At 35.6% G+C, this 15,582-nt stretch carries 14 protein-coding genes, 1 pseudogene and 2 riboswitches; of the genes and pseudogenes, 4 read left to right on the forward strand and 11 right to left on the reverse strand.

Features of this window, described 5'->3' with window-relative positions; genetic code table 11:
- The first annotated feature begins 132 nt into the window (after positions 1-132).
- A riboswitch (SAM riboswitch) is annotated at positions 133-237 on the forward strand.
- 132 nt (positions 238-369) lie between these two features.
- Together ACLBWW_RS25620 and ACLBWW_RS25625 are read left to right on the forward strand one after the other, a co-directional pair.
- On the forward strand, positions 370-2,010 hold the full coding sequence (locus ACLBWW_RS25620; RefSeq protein WP_048542940.1) for a peptide ABC transporter substrate-binding protein: 1,641 nt from the start codon (positions 370-372) through the stop codon (positions 2,008-2,010).
- A gap of 386 nt (positions 2,011-2,396) precedes the next feature.
- Entirely contained in the window at positions 2,397-4,025 is a 1,629-nt protein-coding gene (locus tag ACLBWW_RS25625; protein ID WP_447614296.1) for a peptide ABC transporter substrate-binding protein, read from the forward strand.
- A gap of 41 nt (positions 4,026-4,066) precedes the next feature.
- On the opposite strand, the gene ACLBWW_RS25630 is transcribed toward ACLBWW_RS25625, so the two are convergent.
- From ACLBWW_RS25630 to ACLBWW_RS25645, 4 genes are all read right to left on the reverse strand, one after another.
- Positions 4,067-5,206: a YhgE/Pip domain-containing protein gene (locus ACLBWW_RS25630; protein WP_048542944.1), complete on the reverse strand. Its 1,140-nt coding sequence runs from the start codon at positions 5,204-5,206 to the stop codon at positions 4,067-4,069.
- Positions 5,207-5,268: 62 nt separating this feature from the next.
- A complete protein-coding gene (locus tag ACLBWW_RS25635) occupies positions 5,269-5,850 on the reverse strand; it encodes a TetR/AcrR family transcriptional regulator (RefSeq protein ID WP_071728628.1) in 582 nt (193 codons plus the stop codon).
- Between the two features lie 65 nt (positions 5,851-5,915).
- Positions 5,916-6,107: a hypothetical protein gene (locus tag ACLBWW_RS25640; protein WP_048542950.1), complete on the reverse strand. Its 192-nt coding sequence runs from the start codon at positions 6,105-6,107 to the stop codon at positions 5,916-5,918.
- An 18-nt stretch (positions 6,108-6,125) separates the two neighbouring features.
- Positions 6,126-7,025 carry a helix-turn-helix domain-containing protein gene (locus ACLBWW_RS25645; protein WP_048542953.1) on the reverse strand — a complete coding sequence of 300 codons (900 nt, stop codon included), beginning with the start codon at positions 7,023-7,025 and terminating at the stop codon, positions 6,126-6,128.
- A gap of 172 nt (positions 7,026-7,197) precedes the next feature.
- Between ACLBWW_RS25645 and ACLBWW_RS25650 the strand changes: the two genes are divergently transcribed.
- Entirely contained in the window at positions 7,198-7,665 is a 468-nt protein-coding gene (locus tag ACLBWW_RS25650) for a YusW family protein (protein ID WP_001221562.1), read from the forward strand.
- A 16-nt stretch (positions 7,666-7,681) separates the two neighbouring features.
- Here the strand turns inward: ACLBWW_RS25650 and ACLBWW_RS25655 are convergent, their stop codons facing one another.
- The 5 genes from ACLBWW_RS25655 to ACLBWW_RS25675 are packed head-to-tail and all read right to left on the reverse strand — an operon-like array spanning position 7,682 to position 12,982.
- A complete protein-coding gene (locus ACLBWW_RS25655) occupies positions 7,682-9,292 on the reverse strand; it encodes a peptide ABC transporter substrate-binding protein (protein WP_048542955.1) in 1,611 nt (536 codons plus the stop codon).
- 13 nt (positions 9,293-9,305) lie between these two features.
- Positions 9,306-10,079, reverse strand: a complete 774-nt coding sequence (locus ACLBWW_RS25660) for an ABC transporter ATP-binding protein (protein ID WP_048542957.1) — start codon at positions 10,077-10,079, stop codon at positions 9,306-9,308.
- Positions 10,076-11,086: an ABC transporter ATP-binding protein gene (locus ACLBWW_RS25665; protein ID WP_447614297.1), complete on the reverse strand. Its 1,011-nt coding sequence runs from the start codon at positions 11,084-11,086 to the stop codon at positions 10,076-10,078. Before ACLBWW_RS25665 ends, ACLBWW_RS25660 begins: the two co-directional genes overlap by 4 nt.
- The gene (locus ACLBWW_RS25670) at positions 11,043-12,047 is read right to left on the reverse strand and encodes an ABC transporter permease (RefSeq protein WP_048542961.1); all 1,005 of its coding nucleotides are present in this window, start codon (positions 12,045-12,047) and stop codon (positions 11,043-11,045) included. The genes ACLBWW_RS25665 and ACLBWW_RS25670 overlap by 44 nt, the downstream gene beginning before the upstream one ends.
- 17 nt (positions 12,048-12,064) lie before the next feature.
- Positions 12,065-12,982: an ABC transporter permease gene (locus ACLBWW_RS25675; protein ID WP_000289321.1), complete on the reverse strand. Its 918-nt coding sequence runs from the start codon at positions 12,980-12,982 to the stop codon at positions 12,065-12,067.
- A 134-nt stretch (positions 12,983-13,116) separates the two neighbouring features.
- Positions 13,117-13,222: riboswitch (SAM riboswitch) on the reverse strand.
- Between the two features lie 115 nt (positions 13,223-13,337).
- On the opposite strand from ACLBWW_RS25675, the pseudogene ACLBWW_RS25680 reads away from it, so the two are divergent.
- Positions 13,338-13,530: pseudogene (locus ACLBWW_RS25680) on the forward strand (DUF3951 domain-containing protein).
- Between the two features lie 18 nt (positions 13,531-13,548).
- Here the strand turns inward: ACLBWW_RS25680 and ACLBWW_RS25685 are convergent.
- Both ACLBWW_RS25685 and ACLBWW_RS25690 read right to left on the reverse strand, forming a co-directional pair.
- Positions 13,549-14,052, reverse strand: a complete 504-nt coding sequence (locus ACLBWW_RS25685) for a lipoprotein (protein WP_048542964.1) — start codon at positions 14,050-14,052, stop codon at positions 13,549-13,551.
- A gap of 250 nt (positions 14,053-14,302) precedes the next feature.
- Positions 14,303-15,553: a multidrug effflux MFS transporter gene (locus ACLBWW_RS25690; RefSeq protein ID WP_098079920.1), complete on the reverse strand. Its 1,251-nt coding sequence runs from the start codon at positions 15,551-15,553 to the stop codon at positions 14,303-14,305.
- Positions 15,554-15,582: the final 29 nt, after the last annotated feature.

Genomic DNA, 15,582 nt, shown 5'->3' on the forward strand with positions numbered 1-15,582 from the left:
CAGTGGTTTTTCTCGTTAAATAAAACTGAAAATTTAAACTATATTTCAATTGGTTGACACTTCGTTATCCAAGGTGTAAGATTTTGAATTATCAAAGAAACACAAAAATTAATAAAATTTATTCGTTTACTCATTGTATCAAGAGAGGTGGAGGGACTGGCCCTTTGAAACCTCGGCAACAGGTTCATTTTGAATACTGTGCCACTTCCTGCAAGCATTGTGCTTGAAAGATAGAATGAGGGACTTCGTTTATATACGGGTGCATAACTTGTACGTAAAAATCCCTCTTTCTCAATATGAAAAGAGGGATTTTTTATTTTTCATTTCCCTCATCATCATCCAAACTTAATTATTTAGGAGGAAAATCAAATGAAAAAGAAGTTTGTACCCGGTATTGCATCAGTTGTAGGAGTAAGTATTTTATTAACTGGTTGCGGTAGTTATAAAAACGAAGCAAGCGGAGCAAATGCAAAAGACGAGGCGCCTAGTAAACAGGTTTTAAACTTATCTTCACCTACTGAAATACGAACAATGGATACAGCTCGTGCTACGGATACTGATTCTGGTCAAGTAATGAGAAACGTATTTGAAGGTTTGTATAATCTTGGTGAAGGTAACAAACCTGTCCCTGGCGTTGCGAAATCTCATGAAGTAAGTGGCGATAAAACGAAATACACATTCCACCTGCGAGATTCAAAATGGTCAAACGGCACTCCTGTCACAGCGAAAGATTTTGTCTTCGCTTGGCAAAGAGCTGTTGATCCAGCAACAGCCTCTGAATATGCATTTCTATTCTTTGATATTAAAAATGCAACAAAAATTAACAACAAAGAACTTCCAGCCGATCAACTTGGTGTAAAAGCAATTGATGACCATACGTTTGAGGTAGAATTAGAACGTCCTGTTCCGTACTTTATAAGCTTAACAGCGTTCCCAACATTTCTACCAATTAACGAGGAATTCTTTAAAGCACAAGGTGATAAGTATGCGTTAGAAGACAATACAATTTTGTACAACGGAGCTTTTACACTAAGCGATTGGAAGCATGAGCAAAGCTTTAAATTTAAGAAAAACCCTACCTATTGGGATAAAGATACTGTCAAACTGGAAGAAATCAATTTTAACGTCGTAAAAGAAAAATCTACAGAAGTAAATTTATTCGAGTCAAAACAATTAGATCGTATCAAACTAACATCTGACTTCGTTGATAAATATAAAAAGGATGCTAACTTTAAAGAACGGCCAAACGTAGGGGTACAGTTTCTACGTATGAATCAACAAAACAAAGTACTTCAAAACGTTTCTGCACGCCAAGCAATCGATCAAACAATTGATCGAAAATCCTTTGTAAATACGTTATTAAATGACGGCTCTACACCAACCTCTAGTCTCGTGCCGAAAAACTTTGCAAAAGGACCTGACGGAACAGACTTCCGTGCTGCAAACGGCGATTTAACAAAGGTTGATACAAAATCTGCTCAAGAATTATGGAAAAAGGCAAAACAAGAACTTGGGTCTGAAAAAATAACATTAGAACTATTAATAAGTGACGGTGACCTTGAAAAGAAAACTGGTGAGTTCTTAAAAGGACAATTAGAAAAGAATTTAGATGGCTTAACAGTAAATATAAAGCCGCAACCACGTAAACAACAAGTTTCACTTTTATTAAAAGGTGACTACGAAATTGGAATTGACGGCTGGAGCCCTGACTTTGCAGATCCAATTACATTCCTTGAGCTATTTACAACGAATAACCCTTACAACTTAGATCATTACTCTAATAAGGAGTTCGATGAAACAATAGCAAAAGTGAAAACAACTTTAGCCGGTGATGAAAAAGCTCGCTGGGAAGCATTACTAGCATCCGAGAAAATATTATTTAAAGACTCTGTTATCGCTCCTCTTTACCAAAAAGGCGAATCTTATTTAGAACGTTCTTACGTGAAAGGAATTGTGCAAGTAGACTTTGCAGGTCAATTAAACTTCAAATGGGCACAAATTAAAAAATAAAAGGCAACCTGAATTGAAGTTTTCCTACCCATACCAATTGTTTTATTGGAAAAATGTATTAAAAGCGGATTTCTCAATAGGAGAAAATCCGCTTTTTTAATATATTATTTTTAAAAAATAATAATCCGATTTTATTATTGACATATAGTTCTTTTCAGTGTCAATATTCTAAATAATCAAAGAAACGAAATATTTCACCATCAAAATATAACGTCTACTACGTTGAAACATATAACGATAGATTATAGTTCAACATGTATATACATATAGAACACCTGATTACCTACATGCACATATTTATAATAGGTTTTCTCTTCTTCTATAGATACACTTCAAAACGTGGACATTATGACGTTACGAACAACACATTCAGGGAGGAACGAACAATGAAGAAAAAAGTTGTACCTGTTGTTGCATCTGTTTTAGGGGCAAGTCTATTACTAACTGCTTGCGGGGGAAATAAAGATCATGCAAACGGAGCGAAAGCAAATGATAAACAGGCAATTAACTTATCATTCGCTTCAGAAATTCCAACAATGGATGTTGCAAAAGCAACGGATGGGGAATCCATGAACGTAATGCGCAATGTTTTTGAAGGATTATATGCAATGGGAGAAGATAATAAACCAATTCCTGGTGTTGCTGAGTCGGTTGACGTTAGTCCCGATAAAACAAAATATACATTCCACCTGCGTGATTCGAAATGGTCAAACGGTACTCCTGTTACAGCAAAGGACTTCATCTTCGCTTGGCAACGTGCCGTAAATCCTGATACAGCAGCTGAATATGCATTCTTATTCTTCGATATAAAGAATGCGAAACAAATAAACCAAAAACAATTACCGGTTGATCAATTAGGTATTAAAGCTGTTGATGACAAAACTTTAGAAGTACAACTAGACCGTCCTGTTCCCTACTTCTTAAGCTTAACGACATTCTCAACATTCTTACCAATTAATGAAGATTACTTAAAGTCTCAAGGCGATAAATACGGTTTAGAAACAAATCATTTAATTTACAACGGTGCTTTCACATTAGATAACTGGAAACATGAGCAAAGCTTCCAATTGAAGAAGAATCCTAACTATTGGGATGCTAAAACTGTAAAATTAGAAGAAATCAACTTCAATGTTGTTAAAGATAAATCTACAGAAGTTAACTTATACGATTCAGGACAAATTGATCGCGTTGCTTTAACTGCGGAGTTTGTTGATAAATATAAGAGCGATCCAAACTTCAAAGACCGCGCTGAAGTTGGCATTCAATTCTTACGACTAAATCAAAAAAATGAAACATTAAAAAATCAACATGCACGCCTTGCTATTAACGGAGCAATGAATAAAAAAGCATACGTAGAAACAATTTTAAATAACGGTGCTATTCCAGCTGAAGGAATGGTTCCTGCGAAATTCGCAAAGAGTCCAGAAGGTAACGACTTCCGTAAAGAAAACGGAAACCTAGTCAAAGATGATGTGAAAACAGCGAAAGAAAACTGGAAAAAAGCGAAACAAGAACTTGGTACTGACAAAGTAACAATCGAACTATTAACAAGTGATAATGCTTTAGCTAAAAAAACTGGTGAATATTTAAAAGGTGAACTAGAAAAGAACCTAGATGGATTAACAGTGACATTAAAACCACAACCACGTAAACAACAGCTGAAACTACTATTAAGTGGTGACTATGAAATCGGTATTGATGGCTGGGGCCCTGACTTCGCTGACCCAATTACATTCTTAGATTTATTTACAACAGAAAGTGCTTATAACTTCGATAAATACTCTAACAAAGAGTATGATGCGCTCATTCATAAAGTGAAAGCAGATTTAGCTGGCGATGAAAAGGCTCGCTTTGAAGCAATGAAGCAAGCTGAAAAAATCCTATTAGAAGACGGCGCTGTCGCTCCTTTATACCAACAAGGTCGTTCTTACTTACAACGCTCTTTCATTAAAGGACTTGTAACAACTGACTTCGGCGGTGAATTTAACTACAAGTGGACAGAAGTTGCAAAATAATAAAATAAAAACGGTATCCTTCGGCGGATACCGTTTTTATTTTATACTTCTTTAACTACATGACTTCTTCTCTTTACTATTTCTTTTATAGATACAGTAATTACTGCTACCAATTGTGTAACTAATATAATGACTAATAATGAAATAATATTTTTCTCTAAACTTACTCCCCCAAATATTATTGTATAATAGCCATTCGCTGCATATGTTGCGGGAAATAATTCGCCGATTGTTTGATATGTTTTAGAAAGCATCTCATGTGGCACAATTACACCCGAACTTACAAGTTGTAACGACAGTGAAATTATATTAAAGATCATACCTGCATTTCCGAAAACAGTTATGAACATTTGTGTTAATGAAAGAAAGGCGAAGAAGACTATCGCTTGAAACATCCATATACTCCATACTGCTTCGTGTACTTCAATTTGAAATCCTCTCATCAAACCAATTGTAATACATGCAAGTAAAATTGATACTGTACCGTTAATGACCTGTCTTGATACAAAATTACTCCAACCGTTCTTTACTTCCTTTGCAACTTTTGATAGCTCCATACTCATGATCATCGCTCCTACAAATGAAGCTAATACCATCATTAGTGGTACCATATTAACTGAAAATCCTTTTGCATCATTTACTTTATGAACTGTAAAACCAATTGAATCTTCGGTTAACCCTTTTATCACTTCTACATTCTCAGGTCCTACAGCTTGTAGCTTTCCAACAATCGCTTGTTTCTTATAACTTGCTATCTCTTTATTTACATTATCTCGAATTTGTTTTGCAGCTCCTTCCATCATTTGCTTTGCCATCATGGCATTCGCTTGATTAATGTGGAAGTTTAAACTTGATTTTCCTGTTTCATTTATATCTTTTGAAAAAGAAGCAGGAATTTCAATAATCATATCGTACACATGGTCATTCATTTCTTTGTTTGCTTTTTCCACAGACCGTTCTGCTTTCACTTGAAATGGTAAATTTCTCTGTAAGCCTTCCGCTATTTTACTACCTATATTGACATCTTCATTCACAATAGCGATACGCATTTGATCAGTTCTTTCATTCACTCCATCATACGCCGTTAACCAAACACAAAAGAAAATAAGTTGGAACGATAACGCCACCACCATTCCTATATACGTACCAGGTCTTTTTAAAAATTGTTTTAATGCTTCCATCTTCTCACTCTCCTACCCAGCAAGCAAGTAAGTACACACTTGCATTTTATTTTAAATAAATACTAGGGTCTTAATGCCCTAGCATATAAAACAATATTGTTTTCAATAAATTTCTCATCATCAACTTCTGTCAGGCGATCGGCAAAACGTAATTTAGATAAGAAATATCCAAAATTGATCCAGATAAAGTTCATTACTTGCGCTTCAATATTCGTATCAATAATGTTTCCTTTTTCCTGCATTTTTGCAAAATAGATACTTAATTCTTCCTTTAGCCCTTGTGGTATTTTAGCAATTTCCCCGTCTAATTCAGGAAATTCTCCAGCCTCACGTATACCAATAGCAATAATATCTTTTACCCCATCTAAAAAATTATGATAATGCCTTGCTAAGTTCTTTAAATCCGTTTCTAATTCCCATACAATTTCTGTTTGTAAAAAATGTTTTAAATGCGGTACATATGAAAATTCAGCAACCGCCGCTTCAATAACACCCTTCTTACTCTTAAAATTGCGGAATATCGTTACTTCATTAACACCAGCACGCATTGCAATTTCTTTCGTTGTTGCTGCTGTATATCCTTTTTCTTTCACTAATTCAATCGCTGCTTGAATAATTTTTTCTGCTGTCTTTGAGCGCGCCATAAAATCCTCTCTTCCTCATGCAAGTGATCACTTACATTTAGATTATATAACTTTTCTAATAATTGTCAATAATCCTTTCTCTCTTCTTTTTGCACGGAACCAAAACTCATCATAAATATAAACCCAAACATCAAATATGTTCTCCATGTCAAAGAAGGTGTATGCCCTGACCAAATATAGCTAACTAAATAGTTAATTCCCATAATACAAGACGATATTGCTAAACTAATACTTATTAGTTTTACATATTTGAGCATATCTTTTCTCCTTGTTTTTTATTTTTCTACTTCTTCAAATTGTAGATTCACCGGCTCTTCTAAAAGTGTTTCATAAAAGTTCTCTGCCAAATCTGTTGAAGGAATTTTTTCATCCACTTCATCAAATCGAATACTATCTAGCCACACACAACCTTCCCCTGATAATAAGACACCAAATGCTATACCAAGTGCTCCTTCTTTTATATCTAATACAACCGAGTACGATTGCCAGTTATTCGTATTTTTAATTGGGCGATTTTGCATGTTATCCATAGCGAGTGGTTCTGTATCTTTTCCGTCTACTCTCATCCACAATCCCGCCCAATCTCTTACGTTCTCACTCTTAACAAATGCTGTTAAACGTAATCTTTTACCTACATATTTATCCGCTCGAAACATTTGCATTAATGTTGAAAAGCCTCCATGTGTAACATTCTCTTTTGCCTTTATGTATGCAGATACTTTTCCTTGATGGGCAACTTCATAGTCTAGACCCATCTCATATTCAGCAGGATGACTTCCACTTAAGATCCATCCTTTCGGTATACCTTTTTGCATTGAAACACCCTCTCTTTCTATATAAAATGACTGGAAGTACTTTCTATATTTCTTCGGTGGCAATTGAAACATTCTTTTAAAGGCTCTCGTAAATGCCTCTTGTGAGGAAAAGCCGTATTGTACTGCAATATCAATAACAGCCCTCTCCGTTGACACTAAAGCTTGCGCAGCATGAGTTAACCTTCTCTTTCGAATATAATCCGTTACACTCATCCCAACATATCTTTGAAAGATGCGATGAAAATGGTACATCGATACTGCACTGTGAGACGCCACTCTTTCTGTTGTAAGCTCCTCATGTAAATGCTCCTCTATATATTCAATTGCTTTTTTTATCATCTCTTTATATTCTTCATGCATTTTAGCACCTCCTCACAACCTTAATTTACCATATACATACAAACCATTTTTGATTTAAATTGCGAATTAAACTTTGTGGCTACAAGTTAATAATTTATTTTCAACACATACATAATTACATGATTTTGGGAAAAACTTGTATAGAACGAATTTACATAAGGAGGAAATTATAATGAGAATTTTACTATCAGTTTTATTAGCGCTTATGCTAGTACCTGTATTAACAGGATGTAAAGCTCCTGCAAAAGAAGATACAACTTCTAATAAGAAAACTACTGAAGAAGCAAAAAATGAAGCTCCTGCTGATTTAAAACTTAACTTCAATGAATTTAGTTTGGATGCAGACTATCAAGATACGAAGAAAGACTACGAGGCTGATTATAAGAATGTAGCAGCTGATAAGAAAATGGAAGCAAAACTTGAAGACCATAAATCAAATGCAAAGTTTACAGGTGACGAGGCTATTACAAAATTAAGCCCACTTCTACAAGAATTAAAATTTGATAAAGATACTCCTGACCAAGAAGTAATCGATCAAGTAGTAAATGTGTTCAAACTTGATAAAGACTACCAAAAGTTTGATTTAGAAGTTGTCTTCTCTGATGGAACGAAAAAAGAATATAAAAGAGAAATAAAATAAAGAAGTAGGCGGTTGCCTACTTCTTTATTTTTGCATATCTTAAATCTGGTTTAGATCCAACATAATATTGAAGTCCAGATACTGATCCTTTTTGTAAGTAAGAATCAGAAGGGAATATAATTGGAATTAACGGTGAATCTGTAAACATAATATCTTCTGCTTTATGCAATAAATCAAAACGCTTATCTTCATTTTGTTCAACTTCTGCTTCTTTGATTAAAGCGTCAAATTCTTTATTATGCCATTTTGCATAGTTGTTTGGACCATCACCTGCATATAAATCTAGTTTAGTAATTGGGTCTAATAAAGAACCGCCCCATCCCATATAAGCTAATTGGAAATCACTTTGCTTATATGTATCGATGTAACTCTTCCACTCTTTATTTTCTAATTTAATATCTACACCAAGATTTTTCTTAAACATTTCCTGCATTGCTTCTGCTACTTTTTTATGTTGTGTATCTGTAGTGAATTTTAATGTTACTTCAGGTAATGTAGACCAGCCTTGTTCTTTCATGCCTTCTTCTAATAATTTTTTCGCTTCTGCTGGATCAAATTTAACGTAATCACCTTTTTCTTTACGGAAATCACGACCACTTTGTGTTTTTGCTCCTTCTGGAACGAATGCGTATGCTTCTTGCGCATTATTCTTATACAGTTTTTCAACGATAAACTTACGATCAACTGCTAATGAAAATGCTTTACGTACTTTCGCATTTGTGAATGGCTCTTTTTCTACGTTAAACGAATAAATATAAGATGAGAATCCCGCAACACGCTTATATTCTTTATTTCCTTTTTCTTTCTCAATCATTTCTTGTGGTAAACCACTTAGTAAATCTAATTCTTTTGATTTGTATAATTGGTACGCTGTTTTAGAATCTGGAATAATACGAAACTCAATTTCTTTTAATGTTACCTTTTTATCATAGTATTCTTTATTTTTTTGTACTGTAATTGCCTGATTATGCTTCCATTCTTTTAACGTGAATGGTCCATTTGTAATTAACTCTTTTGGATCTGTTTTTAATTTATTGTTATCATCAATTGATTTTTTAGATAATGGAATAAATAATGAACTCGCTAATTTTTGTTTAATAGAAGCAACTGGGTGCTCAAGTGTTACCTTCAATGTTTGAGGATCAGCAACTTGAATACCAACTTGGCTTTCTTCACCTTTTCCAGTATTATACGCCTCTGCACCTTTAATAAAGTACATTTCTGTCCCATTCATAGAACCCGTTTTCGGATTTAATAACCGCTTCCATGCAAATTCAAAATCATTTGCTGTAATAGTAGAACCATCTGACCATTTAATATTTTTCTTTAAATGAATTGTATACTCAGTTCCATCAGCATTCACTTCTTCTTTCTCTGCTAATTCATTTTGATATTTCCCATCACTATCTTGCGTATATAAGCTTGAGAATAAATGTCCAATTACATAACCTGAAGTACTATCTGTCGCAATAGCGGAATCAAGTGTATATGGATCGCTACCAATATTCGTTACTAATCGATCTCCTTCTCCCTTACCAGCACTCGCCTTTTGCGTCTCTTTCTTACCGCAAGCGACAGAAGTAATTGCTAAAACAGTCATAATGACAAACAGTAAAAACTTCTTCATCCTACATTCTCCTTTAACCTGAAATTTTTGGTGTTGATGCCAATAGTGTTTTTGTATAAGAATGTTGTGGATTACGGAATACTTCGTCCGTATTTCCAAATTCAACAAGTTCTCCTTTGTATAAGACAGCTACTTTTTCACATAAATAGTGAACCATCGGTAAATCGTGCGCGATGAATAAATATGTATAACCTTGTTCTTTTTGGATTTTTTGCAGCAGATGTACAATTTGAATTTGCAATGAAACATCTAATGCTGAAATTGGTTCATCAAGAATCAATACTTCTGGCTCACACAATAACGCTCTTGCAATAGCAATTCGTTGACGTTGTCCCCCGCTAAATTCGTGTGGGTATCGATCAATATATCGTCTATCTAATCCAACACGTTCTAGCGCATCACCTGCCACCTCATCTTTCAATCCTTTATCACCTAAACCGAATGAAATATATCCTTCTGTTACGCTATCGCGTACTTTCCAGCGCGGATTTAATGCAGCTGTTGAATCTTGAAAAATGAATTGTACTTTCTGCAAGAAATCTCGCTTATGAGCTGACTTCAACTTGTGAACAACTTGACCGTTATAATCAATTTGACCAGACTTTGGACTCTCAATCCCAGCTATGAGCTTACCAAGTGTTGTCTTTCCTGAACCACTTTCTCCAATAATGCCAAGCGTTGTTCCTTTCGGGATAGAAAGTGATATATCTTTTAGCGCTATGATTTCTTTCTTTTTACTTCCATACGTTTTCGTTACTTGCTTTACAGTAATTAAATCTGTCGTCATGAGGCATTCACCTTCTCTTTTGATTTCGCTTGGTCATGCTCTAGAACATGTTGCCAACAATGTGAACTGTGTTCCCCAGAATATGCTGTTCTATCAGGGAAACGATGAACACATTCTTGTATTGCTACTGGGCATCTATTTACAAATGGGCACCCAAAGCTATTTAACGTTTCAATTGATGGTGTTGTTCCCTCAATGGCCCTAAGTACCTTTTCGGAATCATCCATATTTGGAGTAGCTTGCAATAAACTTTTCGTATATGGGTGCTTAGGTGAACCTATCACTTCTTGTATCGTCCCTTTTTCAACAACACGTCCCCCGTACATCACAACTACTCGGTCAGCTACTTCACGTACAAGCGCCAAATCATGTGTAATTAATAAAATACTCGTATTTTGTTTTTCTTTTCGCTCTTTTAATAACCCCATAATTTGCTTTTGAATCGTTACATCTAATGCAGTTGTAGGCTCATCTGCAATAACGAGCTTTGGGTGACACGCAAACGCAATTGCTAAACAAATACGTTGCCTCATGCCTCCGCTTAATTGATGTGGGTACTGTTCAAAACGTTTCTCTGCTTCATGTATCCCTAAATCATTTAATAAGTTAATCGCAATTTCTTTTGCTTCTCTTTTCGATTTTTTCTCATGTTGCAAAATCACTTCTGTAATTTGCCTTCCTACTTTCATCGTCGGATTTAAAGAGGACAGAGGGTCTTGAAAGATAAACGAAATATCTTTCCCTCGAATTTGATTCCATTCTGATTCTTGTAAATTCGTCAACCCTTGAGATTGGAAAAAGATGCTTCCATCATCAATGTGAATAGATTCTTGATTTAATCCGACAATAGATTGTGCTGTAACACTTTTTCCTGAACCACTTTCTCCTACAAGTGCAACGATTTCACCTTCATTAATAGAAAAGGAAACATGCTTCACAATTGTTTGCTTACTACTCTCTTTTTCAACGGCCAATGTTACGTTTTCTAAAGATAAGAGCTGTCCCATGTTTTTTCTCCTTTCGATTCCGTTTTACAATCTTCGGATCAATTGCATCTTGCAAACCATCACCAATTGCATTAAATGCAAACATAATGAGTGCAATCATGATTGCTGGGAAGAATAATTGCCACCATTCTCCGCTTAGTAATGTCCCGAGTGCATCGTTCGTCATCGTTCCCCAGCTCGCTGCTGGTGATTGTACTCCGAGTCCGATAAAGCTTAAAAATGATTCTGAGAAAATAGCTGCTGGAATTGTAAATGATAAATTTACGATAATAATGCCTGTTAAGTTCGGAATTAAATGCCCGTATATAATTTTCATATGCGATGTACCTAATCGCTCCGCTGCAATAACAAATTCTCTTTGCTTTAAAGATAATACTTGTGCCCTAACGAGACGTGCCATGCCAATCCATCCTGTTAATGCAAGGGCAATAATAATTGTAAAAAGCCCTGGTTTCATAACGATTAATAATAAAATAACAATTAATAAATATGGGATACCGTATAACACTTCAATCCCTCGTACAATCCACTCATCAATTAACGTTCCAAGGCGACTACGTCCTCTCACATATCCACTAAAGCCCCCGATTAGTACACCTATTCCTATATCAAGAGCCGCTGCCACTAATCCAACTGTTAGTGAAATTTTCCCTCCAGCCCAGGTGCGCGCCCATATGTCCCTTCCTAAATCATCTGTTCCGAACCAATGCTCACTACTAGGTGGGAGGTTTGTTGCTTCTTTTACTTGTTCACTCGCAGTAAATGCCGTTAAACTTTCGCCAACCAGTGAGAAAATAATAATTAGTAATAACGTCACTGCCCCTAAAACTGCTATAGGGTTTGATATAAACTTGCGAAACACTTCCTTCTTCCGACTAATCGTTTGCTGATCTTTATTTATCGTTAATTCTTTTTTCTCCTCATTCGTTAATAACTGTTTATTGATTTCATAAGCTCCCATTTAAATGCCCCCCCTCCTTACGTAATAGAACGAATACGCGGATCAACAATACGGTGAATAATATCTGTAATGAAAATACAAGAAATTAATAATGCACTATAGAAAATCGTTGTTCCCATAATGACCGGATAATCCCGGTTAAAAATACTATCCACAAAATATTTTCCTAGACCAGGAATGGAAAATATTTTTTCAATAACGAAAGTCCCTGTTAAAAGTCCAGCCATTAACGGTCCAACAAATGTAAGTACTGGAACAATCGCATTTCGAAGAGCATGTCTTATAATAATTTTCTTAATCGGGATGCCTTTCGCTCTCGCTAGCTTAATATAATCACTCTGCAAAACTTCAATCATATTAGAACGAACAAATCTTGTAATAACCGCGATTGGCCCTAACGCTAATGCGAAGGATGGCAATACCGTATGTTCGAATGTGCCCCAAGACGCTACTGGCAAAAGTTCAAATTGTATAGCAAATACTTGTATAAATAATGGTGCTAAAATAAAACTTGGAATAGAAATACCGAGAATCGCAAGTAAGCTCACACTATAATCAATTACTTTCCCATGATAGAGAGCTGCAAATGTACCTGCTGCAATTCCGACTAATAATGAAATAACAAGTGCTTGTAAACCAATAATCGCTGATGGACCAAATCCTGTCGTTATAATTTCTGATACGCCTTGCCCCGTCGATTGAACAGATTCACCAAAATCAAAATGAACTACGCCATCTAAATAAGCGACATATTGATTCCATAACGGTTCATCGAGGTGATACTTCGCCCTCATATTTTGTATTACTTCCTCTGGAAAGATTTTCGCATCTGATGAAAATGGATCCCCAGGAATGATATGCATAATCAAAAATGTTACTGTCGTAATGACCCATAGCGTGAACACCATAACCGATAGTTTTTTAATAACATACACTTCAATAACCCCCTAAACAAATGAATTTACTTTGTTTTATTGACATATTTGTTCCCATTACTTTTCCGCTTCTTAAAATACAAAAAGCCTTGATCTTAAAAAATAAGATCAAGGCTGAATAAACAAAGGCCCATCACTTATCTTTCAAGACTTGCTTGCTGGAATTAGCACGGTGTTCCTGTTACAGAACCCGCTGCTGAGGTGTCATAGGGCCAGTCCCTCTACCTCTCTGGATAAGTAAATTGCTATATTATTATTTGGTTCAAATTGTATATTTCGAATTATAATTCTGAAAAAATGAAAAGTCAATCAAATTGGATATATTTAGAAAAATCAGTTTTTACTTCTTGCTACTATAGAGTTACCCTTAACAATCGTTATACTTGTCATCATCAGCTTCTATAAACTCTTTATTAAAAAGAAACGTATCACTTCTTTTTATACTCCATTCGATAATATTTACCGGACAAACAATCTCTGCATTTCACGAAGAACAGAAGGTATTAGTATCCGAGGATGAAGACGGAGATGATAAGAAGAAAAAATAACCTTGCGCGTACGCAAAGTTATTTTTTCGTTTCTGCTTGAAAACGTTTATAGTATGTTGATGCTGTTGCAAAGTTAATTTCTATATCACGAATCAATGATGAGTCTTCTTCTTTAGCTAGCTTCTGTAATTTTTTCATTGCTTGTTCCGATTCATTCAAGAAACCAGCGTATACCTCATGTTCTTGCTCTTTCGACTTTGGAACACGAATTTCTTTACGTATATTATCAATATCTTCTAACATGCTAGTCGTTACCTTTTGCACATCTTCTTTATATGTAGCATTCGTTATTTCCTTACCGCCCTTTTCTTTTGCCACCTCAAATAACTGTAGTGCTTTATTAATTTCTTTATTCATTTTCATATCGTATTTTTCATGTACTGCACGGTATTCTTTCATCTCTTCTGTTTGCTCAGTAGATTGCTCTACCGTTTCTTTCGGTTCTTTCGTATCTTTATTTCCATTACACCCTGCTAGAAGGAGCATACTTCCCATTACAGCAATACCCAAAACCTTCTTCATCTCTTCTTCTCCTTTTATCTACAGCTATTACTCATTATAGTTTCTTTTATCTCCACTTGTTATTATACCGAGAACACCCTACTTTTTACACTTAAGACGATACCTTAATATACACACCAACATTTTTGTCACAGTATCGTCACTTTATACAAATAACTTTTGCATCACCTTACAACACTGTATAAGTTATTTCAAAGAAATGAAAAAAAAGCTGATTCAAAACATGTTTGAATCAGCTCTTTTGTATAAATTAAGCCTCTAAATTTTGTCTTTGTTGCAGTTCAAACTGCTTCTCACTTCTTCTGGCCATAAATAGATAACATAACACAGCACCAATTTCACAAAGAGCTATCACAACCCCCATCGGTAATGCGGTATTGCTTCCGCCAATACCTACTAACGGTGCAACAAGTGCTCCTGAAATGAACTGTAATAATCCTAATAAGGCCGACGCTGTTCCTGCGGCTTGTTTCTGATTTCTCATCGCTAACGAGAATCCAGTTGTTGATACAACCCCGACACTTGATACGACAAGGAATAACGAACATAAAACACCAATTAAACCTATTCCTAGTACGATTGTCAGTAGTAAAGATAAACCGCCAACAGCTGCAATAATAATACCAGCAACAAATAATGTCTTCTCATTCACTTTCCCTGCTAAACGACCTGTTACCTGACTAGCAATAATAATACCGATACCGTTAATCGCAAAGAATAAACTAAATTGCTGTGGTGATGCTCCGTATATGTTCTGCAGCACAAATGGTGAGCCCGAAATGTATGCAAACATTGCCGCCGTTACTAGCCCTTGTGACAATGCATATCCCATAAACAGACGATCCTTTAACAGTTTTCCGTACGTCGCCAACGTCCCTGACAATCCACCTGTTTCTCTTTCTTCGATAGGTAATGTTTCACGTAATACAAAAGTAGCTGATATTAACATGAATACACTAATTGCTCCAAGAACGATGAAGACACCGCGCCATGTTGTAAACTGTAGCAATTGTCCTCCAATAATCGGTGCCAAAATAGGCGCTGCTCCGTTTACTAACATGAGCAGTGAGAAAAACTTCGTCATTTCAGAACCCGAATACATGTCACGCACCATTGCACGTGATATAACAATCCCAGCCGATCCTGAAGCTCCTTGTAAGAAGCGTAATAACACTAAACTCCAAATAGATGGCGCAATAGCACAAAGTAAAGAAGATGCAACATAAATAATAAGAGCAATAATAAGAGGTTTGCGCCTTCCGTAAATGTCACTAATTGAACCGACAAATAATTGTCCTACTGAAAGCCCAAGCAAACAAGCTGTCAATGTAAGCTGTGCAAGAGATGCGCCTGTTTGTAAATCATCTGTTAATTTTGGTAAAGAAGGCAAATACATATCAATAGATAATGGCCCAATCGCCGTAAGTGTCCCTAATACAAGAATCATCCATAACCTATTTGTCTTTACAGGTTTATATATTTCGTGATTAACTCCATTCACTTTTTCCGTTCACCCTTTCCGATAAATAC

Source organism: Bacillus sp. M5A3_1b (assembly GCF_053345335.1).